At 60.8% G+C, this 18682-nt stretch carries 19 protein-coding genes; 14 read left to right on the top strand and 5 right to left on the bottom strand.

Going from position 1 to position 18682, the window contains the following annotated elements; translation table 11 throughout:
• The first annotated feature begins 191 nt into the window (after positions 1–191).
• The 4 genes from WHX55_RS27515 to WHX55_RS27500 all read left to right on the top strand — a co-directional run bounded on the left by WHX55_RS27515 (position 192) and on the right by WHX55_RS27500 (position 4474).
• On the top strand, positions 192–2105 hold the full coding sequence (locus WHX55_RS27515; protein ID WP_353741645.1) for a sigma-54-dependent Fis family transcriptional regulator: 1914 nt from the start codon (positions 192–194) through the stop codon (positions 2103–2105).
• A gap of 113 nt (positions 2106–2218) precedes the next feature.
• A complete protein-coding gene (mpl, locus tag WHX55_RS27510) occupies positions 2219–3568 on the top strand; it encodes a UDP-N-acetylmuramate:L-alanyl-gamma-D-glutamyl-meso-diaminopimelate ligase (protein ID WP_150726945.1) in 1350 nt (449 codons plus the stop codon).
• Entirely contained in the window at positions 3565–4197 is a 633-nt protein-coding gene (ubiX, locus tag WHX55_RS27505; protein ID WP_150726946.1) for a flavin prenyltransferase UbiX, read from the top strand. The genes mpl and ubiX overlap by 4 nt, the downstream gene beginning before the upstream one ends.
• Positions 4190–4474 (top strand): YceK/YidQ family lipoprotein, encoded by a 285-nt coding sequence (locus WHX55_RS27500; RefSeq protein ID WP_150726947.1) that lies wholly within the window; start codon positions 4190–4192, stop codon positions 4472–4474. The genes ubiX and WHX55_RS27500 overlap by 8 nt, the downstream gene beginning before the upstream one ends.
• Before the next feature lie 166 nt (positions 4475–4640).
• Here WHX55_RS27500 and WHX55_RS27495 read toward each other — a convergent pair whose 3' ends face one another.
• The 3 genes from WHX55_RS27495 to WHX55_RS27485 form a co-directional block, all read right to left on the bottom strand.
• Entirely contained in the window at positions 4641–5282 is a 642-nt protein-coding gene (locus tag WHX55_RS27495; RefSeq protein WP_150726948.1) for an oxidoreductase, read from the bottom strand.
• Between the two features lie 27 nt (positions 5283–5309).
• Positions 5310–7028, bottom strand: coding sequence for a C13 family peptidase (locus tag WHX55_RS27490; RefSeq protein WP_353741644.1), 1719 nt, complete (start codon positions 7026–7028; stop codon positions 5310–5312).
• Between the two features lie 114 nt (positions 7029–7142).
• Positions 7143–7598: a MaoC family dehydratase gene (locus WHX55_RS27485; RefSeq protein ID WP_046041672.1), complete on the bottom strand. Its 456-nt coding sequence runs from the start codon at positions 7596–7598 to the stop codon at positions 7143–7145.
• Between the two features lie 193 nt (positions 7599–7791).
• Between WHX55_RS27485 and WHX55_RS27480 the strand changes: the two genes are divergently transcribed.
• The 4 genes from WHX55_RS27480 to WHX55_RS27465 all read left to right on the top strand — a co-directional run bounded on the left by WHX55_RS27480 (position 7792) and on the right by WHX55_RS27465 (position 10060).
• Complete coding sequence (locus WHX55_RS27480; protein ID WP_150726950.1) at positions 7792–8154, top strand: CidA/LrgA family protein; 363 nt, start codon at positions 7792–7794, stop codon at positions 8152–8154.
• Entirely contained in the window at positions 8151–8867 is a 717-nt protein-coding gene (locus WHX55_RS27475) for an LrgB family protein (RefSeq protein ID WP_347909344.1), read from the top strand. The genes WHX55_RS27480 and WHX55_RS27475 overlap by 4 nt, the downstream gene beginning before the upstream one ends.
• A 10-nt stretch (positions 8868–8877) precedes the next feature.
• A complete protein-coding gene (locus WHX55_RS27470) occupies positions 8878–9468 on the top strand; it encodes an LON peptidase substrate-binding domain-containing protein (RefSeq protein ID WP_007998442.1) in 591 nt (196 codons plus the stop codon).
• 223 nt (positions 9469–9691) lie between these two features.
• A complete protein-coding gene (locus WHX55_RS27465; RefSeq protein WP_150755376.1) occupies positions 9692–10060 on the top strand; it encodes a hypothetical protein in 369 nt (122 codons plus the stop codon).
• Positions 10061–10255: 195 nt separating this feature from the next.
• Here the strand turns inward: WHX55_RS27465 and WHX55_RS27460 are convergent, their stop codons facing one another.
• Positions 10256–11572, bottom strand: coding sequence for a bifunctional DedA family/phosphatase PAP2 family protein (locus tag WHX55_RS27460; RefSeq protein ID WP_353741643.1), 1317 nt, complete (start codon positions 11570–11572; stop codon positions 10256–10258).
• 158 nt (positions 11573–11730) lie between these two features.
• A complete protein-coding gene (locus WHX55_RS27455; protein WP_353741642.1) occupies positions 11731–12441 on the bottom strand; it encodes a DNA-3-methyladenine glycosylase in 711 nt (236 codons plus the stop codon).
• Between the two features lie 177 nt (positions 12442–12618).
• Here WHX55_RS27455 and WHX55_RS27450 point away from each other — a divergent pair, with 177 nt between their 5' ends.
• The 6 genes from WHX55_RS27450 to rodA all read left to right on the top strand — a co-directional run bounded on the left by WHX55_RS27450 (position 12619) and on the right by rodA (position 18666).
• Positions 12619–13890, top strand: a complete 1272-nt coding sequence (locus WHX55_RS27450; RefSeq protein WP_353741641.1) for a glutamate-5-semialdehyde dehydrogenase — start codon at positions 12619–12621, stop codon at positions 13888–13890.
• Position 13891: 1 nt separating this feature from the next.
• A complete protein-coding gene (gene nadD, locus WHX55_RS27445; protein WP_150726955.1) occupies positions 13892–14581 on the top strand; it encodes a nicotinate-nucleotide adenylyltransferase in 690 nt (229 codons plus the stop codon).
• Positions 14582–14653: 72 nt separating this feature from the next.
• Positions 14654–15148 carry a ribosome silencing factor gene (gene rsfS, locus WHX55_RS27440; protein WP_007975896.1) on the top strand — a complete coding sequence of 165 codons (495 nt, stop codon included), beginning with the start codon at positions 14654–14656 and terminating at the stop codon, positions 15146–15148.
• Positions 15149–15157: 9 nt separating this feature from the next.
• Complete coding sequence (gene rlmH, locus WHX55_RS27435) at positions 15158–15625, top strand: 23S rRNA (pseudouridine(1915)-N(3))-methyltransferase RlmH (RefSeq protein ID WP_003185785.1); 468 nt, start codon at positions 15158–15160, stop codon at positions 15623–15625.
• 10 nt (positions 15626–15635) lie between these two features.
• Positions 15636–17531 (top strand): penicillin-binding protein 2, encoded by a 1896-nt coding sequence (gene mrdA / locus WHX55_RS27430; RefSeq protein WP_150726956.1) that lies wholly within the window; start codon positions 15636–15638, stop codon positions 17529–17531.
• 31 nt (positions 17532–17562) lie between these two features.
• Positions 17563–18666: a rod shape-determining protein RodA gene (rodA, locus tag WHX55_RS27425; protein ID WP_053162859.1), complete on the top strand. Its 1104-nt coding sequence runs from the start codon at positions 17563–17565 to the stop codon at positions 18664–18666.
• Positions 18667–18682 lie beyond the last annotated feature (16 nt).

The raw sequence follows: 18682 nt of genomic DNA, 5'->3' as shown, positions 1-18682 counted from the left end.
TTGCGCAGTTTTTGTCGGACAAACGGGGTTGGCTTGTGGCGCTTTCGGTACAGCCCTGGTGACACTTTGTACCGTTTGTGGCACAGCTGGTGACCAACCGGTCTTGCAGGCATTGCAATGCGGGCCGGGCTGGAGGATGCTCGGCATCACCTCATGCACGGGACGCCGAGCCCCGGGGAGAATAATAAGAAATGCACGACAACCATTTGAGTCGCCATGCCCAGCAAGTATTGACGGTGACCCAGGGCAAGACCCACCTGCACGGTCCCGGCAGCGATCCGTCCATCGCCCGTTCCTGGCTGCGCTGCCTTGAGGACTATCACCTCGATCCGGCCCTGAGCATCGCGCCGACGGTGCTGGAACATGGCCGTGTCCTGGAAAGCCGCGAACGCTTGCAGCAGGTGCTGCACATCGCCGGCAATGAAATGACCAGCCTGCATCAACAACTCTCCGGCGCCGGCCATGCAGTGCTGCTGACCGACGCCCGCGGCGTGATCCTCAACTGCGTCACCGCGCCCGCCGAACGACAGATTTTCGAGCGTGCCGGCCTCTGGCTCGGTGCCGACTGGAGCGAGGCCTGCGAAGGCACTAACGGTATCGGCACTTGTCTGGTGGAGCGTCAGTCGCTGACCATCCATCAGGACGAACACTTTCGCGGCCGCCACACCGGCCTGACCTGCTCGGCGAGCCCGGTCTTCGATCCCCATGGCGAATTGCTGGCGGTACTCGACGTATCGTCGGCGCGGCGCGATGTGTCGCGGCAAAGTCAGTTCCACACCATGGCGCTGGTCAATCTGTCGGCGAAGATGATCGAGAGCTGCTACTTCCTGCGCTGCTTCGACAATCAATGGCTGCTGCGCTTTCACTTGCAGGCCGAGTCCGTCGGTTTGTTCAGCGAAGGGTTGCTGGCGTTCGACGGAGAAGGGCGAATTTGCGCGGTCAACCAGAGTGCGCTGAACCTGCTGGGGCATATTCGCGGCGGCTTGCTGGGTAAGCCGGTGGAGGCGTTTTTCGATTGCTCGCTCGATGAGTTGCTCGGTCGCGCGAGCACCAATGCCGCCGCCAGTTGGCCGTTGCGCACCCGTGATGGTCGCAAGCTGTTCGCGGTATTGCGCGGTGAGGCACGGCGGCCGCTGCCGATTCCGATGGTGCCAGCGGCCAAGGTTGCACAAGCACCGCGCCTGTCGGGCATTTGCCTGGATGACGTGACGTTGCAGGCGGACTTCCGCAAGGCCTTGCGCGTCTACGAACGCGACGTGCCGCTGCTGATCAACGGCGAAACCGGGTCCGGCAAGGAGGCCTTTGCCAAAGCGGTGCACCACGCCAGTCAGCGGGCGGAGAAAGCCTTCGTCGCTCTCAATTGCGCGGCCATTCCCGAAAGCCTGATCGAAAGCGAGCTCTTCGGTTATCGCGGCGGCAGCTTTACCGGTGCGCGCAAGGAAGGCATGCGCGGCAAGTTGCAACAGGCCGATGGTGGGACCTTATTCCTCGATGAAATCGGTGACATGCCACTGGCCATGCAGACGCGCTTGCTGAGGGTGCTGGAAGACCGGCAAGTGGTGCCAATCGGCGGCGAGCCGGAATCGGTGAATGTGCGGATCATCAGTGCCACTCACCGTAACTTGCTGGACCGTGTGCAGGACGGCAGCTTCCGTGAGGATTTGTATTACCGCCTCAACGGACTGGAAGTCGCGTTGCCGCCGTTGCGCGAGCGTAGCGACAAATCCCAGTTACTCGACTTTTTGCTGGCCGAGGAGGCGGGCGGAGAAACGGTGTTGATCGAGGGGCCGGCGCGGGAGGCCTTATTGGGGTTCGCCTGGCCGGGTAACGTGCGGCAGTTGCGAAATGTGCTGCGTACGTTGGCGGCGCTGTGTGAGGACGGGCGGATCGGTCTGGAGGATTTGCCGGCGATGATTCGCCAGGTGCGGCCGGTAGTGTCGACGATTGAAGAGGCGTCGGAGCATCCGCTGGAAGATGCCGAGCGGCTGGCGTTACTCACGGCGCTGGAGCAGACGCGCTGGCATATGACCCACACGGCGGAGCAGTTGGGGGTCAGTCGCAATACTCTCTATCGGAAGCTGCGTAAACACGGTATCGCCCGGTAGACCGCGTCGCGCCCTTCGCGAGCAGGCTCGCGAAGGCGTCTTCAGATCTGAAACACAAGGTGCGATTTTCCCCTTCCTAAGCTAACCTGCGGCCATGTTTTACGAGGTCGACTATGCACATTCATATTCTTGGTATCTGCGGCACTTTCATGGGGTCAATGGCGGTTCTGGCCAAGGAGCTGGGCCATCACGTGACGGGCTCCGATGCCAACGTCTATCCGCCGATGAGCACTCAGCTGGAAGCCCAGGGCATTGAATTGACCCAAGGCTACGACCCGGCGCAACTCGATCCGGCCCCTGATCTGGTAGTGATCGGCAACGCCATGTCCCGGGGCAACCCGGCTGTGGAGTACGTGCTGAACAAAGGCCTGCCCTACGTCTCCGGCCCGCAATGGCTGGCCGATCACGTGCTGCAAGGTCGCTGGGTGCTGGCGGTTGCCGGTACGCACGGCAAGACCACCACCAGCAGCATGCTGGCCTGGGTGCTGGAGCACGCGGGCATGGCTCCGGGTTTCCTGATCGGCGGCGTGCCGCAAAACTTCTCGGTGTCGGCGCGCCTGGGCGATACGCCGTTTTTCGTCATTGAAGCCGACGAATACGACAGCGCGTTCTTCGACAAACGCTCCAAGTTCGTGCACTACCGTCCGCGCACGGCGATCCTGAACAACCTCGAATTCGATCACGCGGACATCTTCCCGGACCTGCCGGCCATCGAGCGGCAGTTCCATCACTTGGTGCGGACCATCCCGAGCGAAGGCCTGGTGATTCATCCGACCACTGAGCCGGCCTTGCTGCGCGTTATCGAGATGGGTTGCTGGACGCCGGTGCAAACCACCGGTGCTGGCGGTCAGTGGCAGGTCAAATTGCTCAGTGAAGATGGCTCGAAGTTCGAAGTGATGTTCGAAGGCGTCGCCCAAGGCGTGGTCGAGTGGGACATGACTGGCCAGCACAACGTCGCCAACGCCCTGGCGACGCTGGCTGCCGCACGCCACGTCGGTGTGGTGCCGTCCATGGGCATCGCCGCGTTGAGCGCCTTCAAAAGCGTGAAGCGCCGGATGGAAAAAGTCGCGGAAGTCGGTGGCATCACCATTTATGACGACTTCGCTCACCACCCGACCGCCATCGCCACCACGCTGGATGGCCTGCGCAAACGCATCGGCGATGCACCGTTGGTCGCGATCATCGAGCCGCGTTCCAACTCCATGAAGCTTGGCGCGCACCGAGACGGATTGCCGGAAAGCGTGGTCGATGCCGATCAGGTGATCTGGTACGCACCGGCCAACCTCGGCTGGGACCTGGCGGGCACCGCCGCGCTGTGCACCGTGCCGTCGATTGTCAGCGACTCCCTGGAAGGCATCATCGAGCGCGTGAAGAGCCAGGCGCAACCCGGCACCCACGTGGTAATCATGAGCAACGGCGGCTTCGGCGGCCTGCACGGCAAACTGGCCGAGGCGCTCAAATGAACAACGGCCCGGACCGCATCACCCTGGCGATGACTGGCGCTTCAGGCGCCCAGTACGGATTGCGCCTGCTCGACTGCCTGGTGCGGGAAGATCGTGAAGTGCACTTTCTGATTTCCAAGGCCGCGCAGTTGGTGATGGCCACCGAAACCGACGTCACGCTGCCGGCCAAGCCGCAGATGATGCAGGCGTTCCTCACCGAATACACGGGGGCTGCCGCAGGGCAGATTCGGGTGTACGGCAAGGAAGACTGGATGTCGCCGGTGGCTTCGGGCTCCGGCTCCCCGGCGGCGATGGTGGTGGTGCCGTGTTCCACGGGCACGTTGTCGGCCATCGCCACGGGTGCCTGCAACAACTTGATCGAACGCGCCGCAGACGTGACGCTGAAAGAACGTCGGCAGTTGATCCTGGTGCCCCGTGAAGCGCCGTATTCGAGCATTCACCTGGAGCACATGCTCAAGTTGTCGAACATGGGCGTGACGATCCTGCCGGCATCTCCGGGCTTCTATCATCAGCCGCAAACCATCGATGACCTGATCGATTTCGTCGTGGCGCGGATCCTTAACCTGCTGAATATTCCTCAGGACATGTTGCCGCGCTGGGGCGAGCATCATCTGACCAGCGATGAATAAGTTGCTGGTGATGGTGCTGGCGCTGCAATTGGCCGGGTGCGCCACTGTGCGGACCCTCGATGCGGCCAAGCCGGGTGCGCCTGTGGTGTACTCGGGGACTCGCCTGGATTTGTACGCGATGAACGGTGGGTGCTGCGCCATGGACCGTTTCGGTGCCGAAGCGCCGAGCTACCCGGGCGTTGATCTGCCGGCCAGTGCGTTGCTCGACACGCTGCTGTTGCCGTTGTCATTGCTGACGGTGATTGGGGTGAGTTTTCAGGCGACGGGTGGGTTGTAAGAGAGCGTTGTGGCGAGGGGGCTTGCCCCCGTTGGGCTGCGGAGCAGCCCCAAAACCGGCCATCTCCATTTTTCTGATACACCGCGAGTTCCATATTTACGACTGCTACGCAGCCGAACGGGGCGGTGCGGTGTTCCGACAAGCCCCCTCGCCACAGGTCCGCGGTTTACTTGCCCAACTTCCTCAGCTCATCCGACTCGACAATCCTGACCCCGTCCTGCTCTTCCAGCGCCAGGCGCCACATTGCCCGGGCCAGTTGGCAGGCCTCGATACCATGGTATTTGCCAGGGATCAGCCGAGACAACGGGCCGGCGACTTTTTCGCCCAGTCGCGGTTCAGTGCGATCACCCAGCAACAACGAAGGGCGGCAAATAGTCAGCTGCGGCCAGTCCTGCGCGCGCAATGCGTACTCCATCTCGCCTTTGACCCGGTTGTAGAAAATCGAGGATCTGCGATCGGCTCCCAGGGCACTGATCACGATCAAATGCCTTGCGCCCATTTCCCGGGCACGCTTGGCGAATGCCACCACCATGTCCAGGTCCACCGCGCGAAACGCCTGTTCCGAGCCGGCCTGCTTGATCGTGGTGCCGAGGCAGCAATAGGCGATATCGACTCGACCGTTCAGCTGCGGCAGAAACTCCGCCGGGTCGCCGACGGGGTTTTCAAGGTGCGGGTGCCCGGCCAATGGCCTGCGTGAGGGGGCCAATACCCGGGTAATCGTTGGTTCGTTAAGCAGTCGATCAAGCAGATGCTCACCCGTCAAACCGGTGGCTCCGGCGAGCAGCACGTGCTGAGGCGTCAAGTACATAGTGTCTCTCCCTTGATACTATTCAGCTTAGTTGCTGTTTGCATCCTTGCTTTCGATGGATGCACTTTGCAGTGCTTTTCGTGCCTGCTGTTTGCGCAGTAGTTGCCAATGCGAGAGGACGGTTTTCGGTGCCCAGATCTGTGGTTCGGACGCTTCAAAACCGTCCGCCAGCTCACGTTCGGCGACAGTGGCCTTGGTCAGTTTGAAGGCTTGCTCCAGATCATCGGTCTGGTTCAGGGCCTGGGCGAACAAGGCATCGCCGAAGTAAGTGAAGTTGGCTTCCTCCGAGCAACCGAAGGATACTCGGTCGGCCCGCGAGGCCGTTATGATCAGGGTCCGTTCATCCTTGAGGGCGGGGATGAAGCCGCCGGAGTAGCAGGACGAAATCACGATGATCTTGTCGCGGTTTTTCAAGGGGGCGAGAACCGCGGCCAATTCGTCGGCTGGCAGATCGGCCAGTTCCATGCGCGGCTGGTCGAGCACCAGTTCGTGTTCACTGGTGCCGTGGCTGGTCAGGTAGATGAAAATCAGGTCTTCCGGACCGCTGCGTTCGGCCAGCGTCAGGGCAGCGCGGCGCAGGTTTTCCCGGGTAGCCATCGGGCGGTCGGCGAGGTGGTCACGATGGTTCACCAGGCGGATCTGGCCAAAGGTGCCGAAACGGGTGGTGAGCATGTTGGCGACGTAGTCGGATTCGCGCAGAAACACGCTTTGCTTGCCATCGCCACCCAGGGTCAACGAATACAGCTCCACCGCCGGGGTCGAGGGTGGAACGTTGGCCAGCGCGGCGTCGAGCAAGCGCCCCTGGGCCAGCAGGCCGAGCTCCAGGGTGTCGGGCAATAATTTGCCCTCGGCGTCGCGTACGCGCTGGCCGTTGATCCAGGTGCCGCTGAGCACGGTGCCATCGGTCAACACCAATGTGCCGCGCCCCTGGTAACTGTCGTTGTCGAACTGGCCAGTGTAAAAACTGCCGTCGGACAGGTTCAGGCGGCCCTGGCCGGAAAAACGCCAGTCATTGAACTGGCCGATGTAGTGGCTGCCGTCAGTGCCGATCAACTCGCCCTTGCCGCTCAGCGAGCCTTCCTTGAACTGGCCCAGCCAGACATCGCCGTCGGCGTTCTCGTAGCGGCCCTTGCCGTGCAGTTGATTGTTCTTGAAGCTGCCGACATAGATGTCGCCGTCGGCGCTGTTGAAAGTCCCGTTGCCTTCCAGCTGGCCGTCGACGAAGTGCCCGGTGAACTGATTGCCGTTGCCGTCGCCGCGCAGTCCTTCGCCATTGGGTTTGCCGTGGGCGAACTGACCTTGATAGGAGCTGCCGTCTTCGAGTTCGAGTCGACCCAGGCCGGCGTATTGATCGGCCTTGAACTCTCCGCGATAGCTCATGCCGTTTTCTTTGAGGGTGCCTTCGCCGTTGCGTCGGCCGGCCTTGAAGCCGCCGCTGTAGCTGCTGGCGTTGGTGGTCAGTGCCCCCTGGCCGTCGAACAGTCCCTGATTGAACTGCCCGCGATAGACTTCGCCATTGCTGCCATGCCATTCGCCCTGGCCCTGCCACTGGCCCTTTTCGAACTCGCCGGCGTACCAGCTGCCGTTCGGGTAGTCGATACGCCCCTTGCCTTGCAGCAAGCCATTGACCAGGTCACCGCGATAGCGTCCGCCGTCCGGCAGGCGGGCGTCGGGAGGCAAAGGCGATTCGCCGTCGCCGCAAGCGGTGAGCATCAGGGTCAAGGCAAGGAGTGCAAGTGGGCGCATAGCGGATTCCGGGCAATTAGGCGAGGGAGTATGCCGCAGCTATGTGTCCATATATAGGGTGAGGTACCGCGTGAGGGCGCGAAACAGCATGAGCTGCTTCGCATCCAGGACGGTTTATACGAAGCACAGGGACAGAGGTTCGGCGATGTACGCCGGTTTGTCCGAACCTTCGATTTCCAGGGTGGTGGTGGCTTTGAGCAGCCATTGGCCGGGTTTCTTCTCGATGACTTCGGTCAGGTCGACCTTCAGGCGCACTTTCGAATTGACCTTGACCGGCTGGATGAAGCGCACGCTGTCGAGGCCGTAGTTGACCACCATCTTCAAGCCTTCGGGCATGACGAGGATGTCTTCCATCAGTTTCGGGATCAGCGACAGCGACAGAAAGCCGTGAGCGATGGTGCTGCCAAATGGCGTTTGCGCGGCCTTGACCGGGTCGACGTGGATGAACTGAAAATCCCCTGTGGCTTCGGCGAACAGGTTGATGCGGTCCTGATCGATGGTGAGCCATTCGGAACGTCCAAGTTCCTTGCCGACATAATCTTTGAGCTCTGCAACTGGAACATAGGGCATTGAGACTCTCCTTGGGTTCATCGGTTTTATAGTTTTGGCTTGCGGGGATCTAACCTCCCGGCTTACCACTTTAGATCAACATGACCAAACGCTCCGGTCAACTGACCATGCTTTTGGCGAATGCCGGTCTATAGCGCGAGCATGCTTATAATGCCCTGCCAATGCGGGTAACGGATTTTGCGGGAGATCTTTGATGTTGTTACGGGGCCTGACGTGGCTGGTGCTGTTCCAATTGCTCGGCACCGCGATCAATCATTTGTTCTTGCCGGTGCTGCCGGGGCCGATTGTGGGGTTGCTGCTGTTGCTGGTGTACCTCATCTGTCGCGGACAGGTCGGCGAGCCACTGAACCTGGCGGCCAGCAGCCTGCTGCGCTACCTGCCGCTGTTGCTGGTGCCGCCGGCCGTGGGCGTGATGGTCTACGCCGCTGACATTGCGGCGGATTTCTGGGCCATTGTCGGTGCGCTGGTGCTGTCGCTGCTGCTTTCGATGGCCTTCGCCGGGGTGCTGATGCAGCGCATGGTCAAGCGTCACGCTCAGCCTGAGGACGGCCAATGATCTTCGACTGGCACGGCGCCTGGACGTCGGTAATTCATCATCCCTTGTTTGGTATCGGTATTACCCTTGGCGCCTATCAACTCGTCCTGGCGGCATTCGAGAAAACCCGATGGATCTTTTTGCAGCCGGTGCTTGTCTCCATGTTGCTGGTGATCGGCGTGCTGGTGGGCTGCGGCCTGACTTACGCCGAGTACCGCAAGAGCACCGAGATTCTAAGCATCCTGCTCGGCCCGGCCACTGTCGCGCTGGCGGTGCCGCTTTATCTCAACCTGCGACGGATTCGGCAGTTGTTCTGGCCGATATTTACTACGCTGGTGATAGGTGGGGTGGTGGCCACGGGGATGGGCGTGTTGCTGGGCTGGTCGTTCGGTGCCGAGCACATGATCCTGATGACCATGGCGCCGAAATCGGTGACCTCGCCGATCGCTATGTTGGTGGCTGAGCAGATTGGTGGTGTCGCGGCGCTGGCAGCGGTGTTCGTCTTGATTACTGGTGTGATCGGGGCGATTTTCGGTCCGGCCCTGTTGACCCGCCTCGGCGTGCACAGCCCGGAAGCCAGGGGCATGGCACTGGGCATGACGGCCCATGCGGTCGGCACGTCGGTGGCGTTGCAGGAAAGTGAAGAGTGCGGCGCCTTCGCGGCGCTGGCGATGAGCCTGATGGGTGTGGCCACGGCGGTTTTCCTGCCGTTGGCGGTGTCGATGGTGGTCTAAGGAAATGTCTATGAGTCTGCCGCTTTTTCCGCTCAATACAGTGCTGTTCCCAGGCTGCATCCTCGACTTGCAGATCTTCGAAGCGCGCTATCTGGACATGATCGGCCGCTGCATGAAGCAGGGCGGCGGATTCGGCGTGGTGTGCATCCTCGATGGCGAAGAAGTCGGGATCGCCCCGGCGGGTTACGCCCTGGTCGGGTGTGAGGCGCTGATCACCGATTTCAAGCAGCAGGACAACGGCCTGCTGGGGATTCGGGTTCAGGGTGGACGGCGTTTCCATGTATTACGAACGGAAGTCCAGCGCGATCAGTTGACCGTCGCCGAGGTCGAGTGGCTGGAAGACGAACCCGAGCAGCCACTGCAGGATGAGGACGCCGATCTGGTGGCCTTGCTCAAGGCTCTGGCGGAACACCCGATGGTCGAAGCCTTGAACATGGGTACCGAAGCGACCGGCCAGCAGTCGCTGGCCAATCAGTTGGCGTACCTGTTGCCCTTCGCTGAGCTGGACAAGATCGATCTGCTGCAACTTGACGATCCGCAGCAGCGACTGGATGCGATTCAGGCGCTGCTGGATGAGTTGCAGGGGGAGTTGTTTGCCTGATTAATAACGGCAAGTCATCGATTGTTTGGCTGAGTGTTGTTATTTGGTTGAGGCTTCAATTTAATGGTTGGTTGTTCAGAGGGTTATAGTCAGTTTGCCTGACTGGTCTTTGTATTGATTTCTAATAAGTGCGGAGAGTGGTTTGTGTTGATTGGTCAGGTTTGGGTGATTATATTTGCTCCGCCTGCATGAAGCAGGCATTGCATATATAAGGGATTATTTTATGAAAGATTTAAATGGCGATGAGCGTAAGTTGTGGGGGGCGTGCTTTTCCCGGATTATGGTCCGGTATGTTTTCGCAAATGCACCGCGGGCCGAAGTTGAGTTTGCGGCGGACTCGGCGGCGAATGCGGCGGATGCGTTGATCCTGGTGCGACGTTCGGATTTGAGTGGCGGCCACGATAGATTTGAGCAGCAGCTCTGGGATGATTATGTGGGGGAGGCGATGATCAAGTTTTCCACGGAAGTTCGTTGGAAGCTGGAAGACTATGTCGTCGTCGCTGGGAAAGTTTCCAAGCAGGCCGATATAGCCATTGCGAAATATCGTGGTGTTGAAGAGTCAGCTTTGCCAAGCTTCCCGTTCGGGGGCTGAAGCTTAATATAAGTTGTCAGGGGGCGCTGTTACTTAATTTCAAGGTGGTTCTTGATTGGCCTGCTGTGATTGGGTGAGTCGCCGAGAAATTGTTTGCCTGGCATTATTGAAAGGATCGCAGCCTTCGGCAGCTTCTACAGGGCGAACACCCCCATTCATGTAGAAGCGACTGAGGGCTGAGATCTTTTGCTTTATCTAGTACGCATACCGCAACATCGTATGCGGCAAGTGCTGCAACACGAAGAAGCCGAACAATGCCACCAACGCCGGCAACACCAACCACCAAACCTTGGGTGGCAAGGCGTTGAGCGGTTCCTTGCGCTGGATCAGCCACAGGCTGGCCGCGCAGACACATGCCGCCAGCATCGCGCCGGCCAATACATCTGTCGGCCAATGCGCTCCGAGGTAAACCCGCGAAAGCGAAATCGCCATTGCGGGCAGGCAGCCCACCAATAACCAGGTCAGGCGCATCCGAGGCGGTTGTCCGCGTCCCGCCAGGACGGCGAGGGTCAGGAACAGCGCGAAAGACCCTGAAGCATGGCCGCTGGGCATGCTGTAGCTGGTGAGCGGATCGCTCAACACTTCGGGGCGCACGCGGGCGAAAAAGTACTTGGTCGCGGTATTGGCCAGTGCCGTGAAGAGCAACGTGCTGCCCGCGAAAATCGCGTGCCGCCATTGCCGCATCAGCAGCAGCAAACCGGTCAGCAGTGCGCTGAAAAATAGCATGTTGCGGAATTCGCCGATCAGCGTGAAGACCACCGCCACTTCATCCAGCATCGGTTGGCGATGCTCCTGCACCAGCGTCATCACCCCTTGATCGAGTGCGGACAGGTGCGAGTAACCGATAAACAGCCCCGTCAGAATCAGCAGACTCATCCCGGTAATGAACAACGTCGCGCGGCGATGCCGGCGCAGGCTGCTGGTCGCGCTCAAGCCGACCATCACCGCAATGCTGCCAGCAACAACCCCGGCCTGGAGCCAGAAGCCTTCGGGCAACGGCAAGCGGATTGCCGCGCCCGTGGCCCAGCCAGGCATCAGATAAGCCACCGACCAACCCGCGCCGGCCAATAGGCTGACAGCGAAGAAGCGCGGGAAAGGCATGTCGCACATGCCGGCCACCATCGGCAGCATTGGCCGCAGGGGGCCGATAAAACGCCCAACCAGCAGGCTGGCGATACCGTAGCGCTGGAAATAAGTCTCGGCCCCGGCGATCCATTCCGGATGATGGCGCAAGCCCGGCAGGCGCCGGATGTTCTGATGGAAGTGCCGCCCCAGAAAATACGAAATAACGTCGCCCAGCACCCCGGCGACGAAACCCAGCAAGAGCGTCTCACTGAGCGTCAGCGCGCCACTGCCTGCCAGTACCGCCACGGCGAACAGCAACACCGTGCCGGGAACGATCAGCCCGGCAATCGCCAGGCATTCCACAAAGGCCACGATGAATACCGCTGCTGCCAGCCATTGCGGGTTGACCGCCAACCATCCGGTCACGCTATCGAGCCATTGGCCCATAAAAACCACTCCATCAAATGTTCAATTTTCTACTTGTAGGAGCGAGCCTGCTCGCGATAGCGCACTTTGAGTCAACAGTGATGCTGATTGTGCTGACCTCATCGCGGGCAAGCCCGCTCCCACAGGGGATTTCTGTTTGCATCAAGTCTGAGTCAATTTCAGGACAGCACAAAATAATCGCGCCCTTCGGTCTGCCCCCGTCGTAGCGGGTTGCGCGTGCAATAAGCCGCGTAAGCAGCGTCGACGAAGCGGTACATCAGGTGTTCATCGCGCCCATGGGGGATGCCCAGGCGCGTAGTCTGGATGATGTGGACGGGCGTCTGCCCGACGTGTTCTACCAGCAGCACCTCATGGTCGAAGCGTTTGGCGTCCCACACCGGCACTTTCAGGCCCAGCGCCTTGCAGAGCAGGGTTTGCCCGGCGCAGAGTTTTTGTGATGGGCGAGGGTGGCCCTGGGCATCGGGATTGTTCAATAGCATCTGTGCCAGGCTGCCCGGTCCGCTCAATTCATCGACCCATGGGTAGGCGGATTTGATCAGCACGGCGTTACCCGGCCCCTGGGCACTGAAGTTCAGTGAATCGCCGCCCCGGGCGTAATACATATAGATGTGGCCGCCATCCAGAAACAAAGCCTTACGCTTTTCTGTGTAGCCGAGGGACGCGTGGCTACCCTTTTCTGCGCAGTAATAGGCTTCGGTTTCGATGATCCGGGCGCTGAGCCACAGGTCACCAACCCGATGGCGGATGACTTTACCCAGTAGCTCCCGGGCCAGAACTTGCGCGTCACGGTCGAAAAACGCGTCCGGGAGGCCCGTGGGCAGGCTCACAGCGGACGCTCGAACAGTCAGATTGGACATGATGACCGGCATTTGTCAGGGCTGAATGAGTCGTGATGATAACAATTTGCAGCTTAATCCCGGCTGAACATCAGCAAATTGCCCTCCATTTCGACCATCCGCCCGTCACCGCTGTTAGTCGGTGGGCGCGACAGCTATAATCTGTCGCTTTACTCTTTACCAAGACCTAATCAAAGACCACGCCAGACCATGACTGAGTCCGTTCTTGACTACATGACCCGCCTGGGTTGCGCTGCCCGCGAAGCTTCCCGCGTGATCGGCCGTGCCAGTACCGCGCAGAAAAACCGCGCCCTGCAGGCCGCCGCCAATGCGCTGGACGCTGCCCGCGCCGAGCTGACGGCGGCCAATGAACAGGATTTGGCCGCCGGTCGCGCCAATGGTCTTGAGCCAGCCCTGCTCGAACGCCTGGCGCTGACCCCGGCGCGTATCGACGGCATGATCGTCGGCCTGCGTCAGGTAGCAGCGCTGCCGGACCCGGTTGGTGCGATCCGCGACATGAGCTTCCGTCCGTCCGGTATTCAGGTCGGCAAGATGCGCGTGCCATTGGGCGTGATCGGAATCATCTACGAGTCGCGGCCGAACGTGACCATCGATGCCGCGAGCCTGTGCCTGAAGTCCGGTAACGCGACCATCCTGCGCGGCGGTTCCGAGGCGATTCATTCCAATCGCGCCATCGCCGCCTGCATTCAGCGTGGCCTGGCCGAGGCCGATTTGCCGGCCGCGGTGGTGCAAGTGGTCGAAACCACGGATCGCGCTGCCGTCGGCGCGCTGATCACCATGCCAGAGTACGTCGATGTCATCGTGCCGCGCGGCGGCCGTGGCCTGATCGAACGCGTCAGCCGTGATGCCCGCGTTCCGGTGATCAAGCATCTGGACGGCATCTGCCACGTTTATGTGAGTGAACACGCCGACCTGGCCAAGGCCCAGCGCATTGCGTTCAATGCCAAGACTTACCGTTATGGCATCTGCGGTGCCATGGAAACGCTGCTGGTGGATCAAGCCGTTGCCAAGGATTTCCTGCCGGCGATGGCGGCCCAGTTCCGCGAAAAAGGCGTCGAGCTGCGTGGTTGCGAACGCACCCGGGCGATCATCGATGCCGTGCCGGCCACCGAGGAAGACTGGAACACCGAGTATCTGGCGGCGATTCTGTCGATCCGCGTGGTCGACGGACTGGGCCAGGCCATCGAGCACATCAATCATTACGGCTCCCATCACACCGATTCGATTGTCAGCGAACACCAGGGCGACACCCGGCGTTTCGTGGCTGAAGTCGACTCCTCGTCGGTGATGATCAATACCCCGACATGCTTCGCCGATGGCTTCGAATACGGATTGGGTGCCGAGATCGGCATTTCTACTGATAAGCTGCACGCCCGCGGCCCGGTGGGCCTCGAAGGACTGACCTGCGAGAAGTACATCGTGGTCGGTGACGGGCAGCTGCGCGGACAGGAGCCGGTCTGACTTGGGCGACTTCGACCCGTCAGCCCCGGTCACCGTCAGCGAGCCAGCCCCTCGCCGCATTGGCGTGCTGGGCGGAACGTTCGACCCGGTGCACATCGGCCACTTGCGCGGTGCGCTGGAAGTCGCTGAAACACTGGTGCTTGATGAGCTGCGTCTGACACCCAGTGCCAGGCCACCCCATCGGGGCAAGCCGCAGGTGTCGGCGAAAGACCGTCTGGCGATGGTCGAGTGCGCGGTGGCCGGTGTGGCACCGTTGGTGGTGGACGCCCGCGAATTGCAGCGGGACAAACCGTCCTACACCATTGATACCCTGGAACTGATGCGCGCCGAACTGGCCGCGGATGACCAGGTTTTTCTGCTTTTGGGCTGGGACGCTTTTTGCGGCCTGCCCACTTGGCACCGCTGGGAAGAGTTGCTCCAGCATTGCCATATCCTGGTGTTGCAACGCCCGGATGCCGACAGCGAACCACCGGATGCCTTGCGCAACCTGCTGGCAGCGCGCTCGGTGAGCGACCCGCTGGCCCTCAAAGGGCCGAGCGGACAGATTGCATTCGTCTGGCAGACACCGCTCGCGGTATCCGCCACCCAGATCCGTCAACTGCTGGCCAGCGGTAAGTCGGTACGTTTCCTGGTGCCCGACGCGGTCCTGGCCTACATCGATGCGCACGGACTCTACCGTGCGTCGAACTGAATAGGAGTGCTTCAAGGCACGTGGCAACAACGTGTATCGAAGCCCCGAACATACGAGCAAAACGAGTTTTATATGACGAGCAACAACGAAAGCAAAGTAAAACGCAAAGGCACATTCAAGAGTGCCCCGCTGCCTGAAAAGGTTCTCGCCGCCGAGCCGCCTAAAGGCGACGAGCTGGTCAAGATCGCCGTAGCCGCCCTGGAAGACGTCAAGGCCCAGGACGTGCTGGTGATTGATGTTCGCGACAAGCAGAGCATCACTGACTACATGATCATCGCCACCGGTACCTCCAACCGCCAGATCGGCGCGATGCTGGACAAGGTCCGCGAGGCCGTCAAAGCCCTGGGTATCAAGCCGCTGGGTGAAGAAGGCAAGGGCGACAGCGACTGGGTGCTGTTGGACATGGACGACGTGATCGTCCACATGATGACCTCCAACGCCCGTCAGTTCTACGACCTGGAGCGCCTGTGGAAAGGTGCCGAGCAGAGCCGTGCGGCCGATGGCAAGCACCACAGCCCTGAAGTTGGTCACGAGCACTTCAACAAGCTCAACAAAGACCAGGAATAAGGGACCGCTGTGCGACTGCGACTGATCGCCGTCGGTTCACGCATGCCCAAATGGGTGGAAGAAGGCTGGCATGAATATGCCAAGCGTCTTCCGTCCGAGCTGGCGCTGGAACTGGTGGAAATACCGCTCAATACCCGTGGCAAGAATGCCGACGTGGCCCGCTTCATCCGTCAGGAAGGCGAAGCCATGCTGGCCAAGGTCGGGCCGAACGAGCGGATTGTCACTCTCGAAGTCCATGGCAAGCCCTGGAGCACCGAGCAACTGGCGGTCGAGCTAGACCGCTGGCGGCTGGACTCGCGCACCGTCAACTTCATGGTCGGCGGCCCCGAAGGGCTGGCGCCGGAAGTCTGTGCCAGGGCTGACCAGCGCTGGTCGTTGTCGCCGCTGACCTTGCCGCACCCGCTGGTGCGGATTCTGATCGGCGAACAGTTGTACCGTGCCTGGACCGTGCTGTCCGGTCACCCTTACCACAAGTAGTTCTGCCCTCATGTCCCAGCCGATCCGCATCAAGGACCACGAAAAAGACGCCCGTCTGGTGCGTGGCCGCGTCGTGTTTGGGGCAATTGCGGTGGTGGCGCTGATCTGCGTGCTGATCGCGCGTTTGTATTTCCTGCAGGTGATCCAGTACGAGTACCACTCGACCCTGTCGGAAAACAACCGCGTCCACGTGCAGCCGATTCCGCCGACTCGCGGGCTGATTTTCGACCGCAACGGCGTGGTGATCGCCGATAACCGGCCCAGCTTCAGCCTGAGCATGACCCGCGAGCGGTCCGGCGACTGGCAGAAAGTGCTCGACGTGATTGTCGAAGTGCTGGAGCTGACACCCGAGGATCGGGTGATTTTCGAGAAGCGCATGCGCCAGGGGCGCCGGCCGTTCGAACCGGTGCCGATCCTGTTTGAGCTGAGCGAAGAGCAGATCGCCCGGATCGCCGTGAACCAGTTCCGCCTGCCTGGGGTGGAAGTGGTCGCGCAACTGGTGCGCCACTATCCGCAGGGTGCGCACTTTGCGCACTCGGTCGGTTACATGGGGCGGATCAACGAGAAAGAGCTCAAGTCCCTCGATCCGGTCAATTACAGCGGCACCCACCACATCGGCAAAACCGGCATCGAGCGTTTTTATGAGCCCGAGTTGCACGGCCAGGTGGGCTACGAAGAAGTTGAAACCAACGCTCGCGGCCGCGTACTGCGCGTGCTCAAGCGTACCGATCCGATTCCCGGCAAGGACATCGTCCTGAGCCTGGACATCAAATTGCAGGAAGCCGCCGAAGCGGCGCTCGGTGGTCGTCGTGGCGCGGTGGTAGCACTGGACCCGAAAACCGGCGAAGTGCTGGCGATGGTCAGCCAACCGAGTTTCGACCCGAACCTGTTTGTCACCGGCATCAGCTTCAAGGCCTATTCCGAGCTGCGCGACTCTATCGACCGGCCGCTGTTCAACCGCGTATTGCGCGGCCTGTACCCGCCGGGTTCGACGATCAAACCGGCGGTGGCGATTGCCGGTCTGGACGCGGGCGTGGTGACGGCGTCGTCACGAGTGTTCGACCCGGGTTACTACATGCTGCCCAACTACGATCACAAATACCGTAACTGGAACCGCACCGGCGACGGCTTTGTCGACCTCGATACGGCGATCATGCGTTCCAACGACACCTACTTCTATGACCTGGCCCACAAGCTGGGGATCGATCGGCTGTCGGCATACATGACCAAATTCGGCATCGGCCAGAAAGTCTCGCTGGACATGTTCGAAGAATCGCCTGGGCTGATGCCGTCCCGCGAATGGAAGCGTGCGACCCGTCGGCAGGCGTGGTTCCCGGGTGAGACGCTGATTCTCGGGATTGGCCAGGGCTATATGCAGTCGACCCCGTTGCAACTGGCCCAGGCCACCGCCCTGGTCGCCAACAAAGGCGTCTGGAACCGTCCGCACCTGGCCAAGACCATCGAGGGCGTGAAACCGGTGGATGAAAATCCGATGCCGGACATCATCCTGCGCGACCCGTCGGACTGGAACAAGGTCAATCACGGTATGCAGCAGGTGATGCACGGTGCTCGCGGTACGGCACGCAAGGCCTCGATCGGTGCGCAATACCGGATTGCCGGCAAGTCGGGTACGGCCCAGGTGGTCGCGATCAAGCAGGGCGAGAAGTACGACCGTTCCAAGGTTCAGGAACGCCATCGCGACCACGCCCTGTTCGTCGGTTTCGCGCCGGCCGACGACCCGAAAATCGTGGTGTCGGTGATGGTCGAGAACGGCGAGTCCGGCTCCGGCGTTGCCGCGCCAGTGGTGCGCCAGATCATGGATGCCTGGCTCCTGGACCAGGACGGTCGGTTGAAGCCCGAATACGCCAGCCCTATCAGTGCAGAGGCTACCGCCCGTGATGAATAACTTCGATCGCATGCTCTCCAGTGAGGATGTGATGCGTCGCCGTGCGACGCTGCTGCAACGCTTGCACATCGACGGCCCGTTGCTGATCCTGCTGCTTACCCTGGCGGCCGGCAGCCTGTTCGTACTCTATTCGGCCAGTGGCAAAAGCTGGGATCTGCTGGCCAAACAAGCCACTTCTTTCGGCATCGGCCTGGTGTCGATGATCGTCATTGCCCAGTTCGAGCCACGCTTCATGGCCCGCTGGGTCCCGGTGGGTTATGTGCTCGGCGTGCTGTTGCTGGTAGTGGTCGACATCATGGGGCACAACGCCATGGGCGCCACGCGCTGGATCAACATTCCCGGGGTGATCCGCTTCCAGCCTTCGGAATTCATGAAGATCCTGATGCCGGCGACCATCGCCTGGTATCTGTCCAAACGCACCTTGCCGCCGCAACTCAAGCATGTGGGGGTGAGCCTGTTTCTGATCGGCTTGCCATTCATCCTGATCGTGCGTCAGCCCGACCTCGGCACTTCATTGCTGATTCTGGCGGGGGGCGCCTTCGTGCTGTTCATGGGTGGCCTGCGCTGGCGTTGGATCCTCAGCGTGCTCGCTGCCGCCGTGCCGGTGTCCGTGGCCATGTGGTATTTCGTGATGCACGATTACCAGAAGCAGCGCGTCCTCACCTTCCTCGACCCGGAAAGTGACCCGCTAGGCACTGGCTGGAACATCATCCAGTCCAAGGCCGCCATCGGCTCCGGCGGTGTGTTTGGCAAGGGCTGGTTGCTGGGCACCCAGTCGCACCTGGACTTCCTGCCGGAAAGCCATACCGACTTCATCATTGCCGTATTGGGTGAAGAGTTCGGCCTGGTGGGGATCTGCGCGCTGTTGCTGATCTACCTGCTGTTGATCGGCCGTGGCCTGGTGATTACCGCCCAGGCGCAGACATTGTTCGGCAAGTTGCTCGCGGGCAGCCTGACCATGACGTTTTTTGTTTATGTTTTCGTCAACATCGGTATGGTCAGTGGCCTGTTGCCGGTGGTGGGGGTGCCGTTGCCGTTCATTAGCTACGGAGGAACTTCGCTGGTGACGCTACTGTCAGCGTTTGGGGTTTTGATGTCGATCCATACCCATCGCAAGTGGATCGCGCAGGTTTGAATAAGGTGAAATTTTC

The organism is Pseudomonas fluorescens, from assembly GCF_040448305.1.
Lineage (GTDB): Bacteria > Pseudomonadota > Gammaproteobacteria > Pseudomonadales > Pseudomonadaceae > Aquipseudomonas > Aquipseudomonas fluorescens_BH.
Note: the sequence above shows the minus strand (reverse complement) of the source record. Positions and strands in the feature narration are given on the sequence as shown.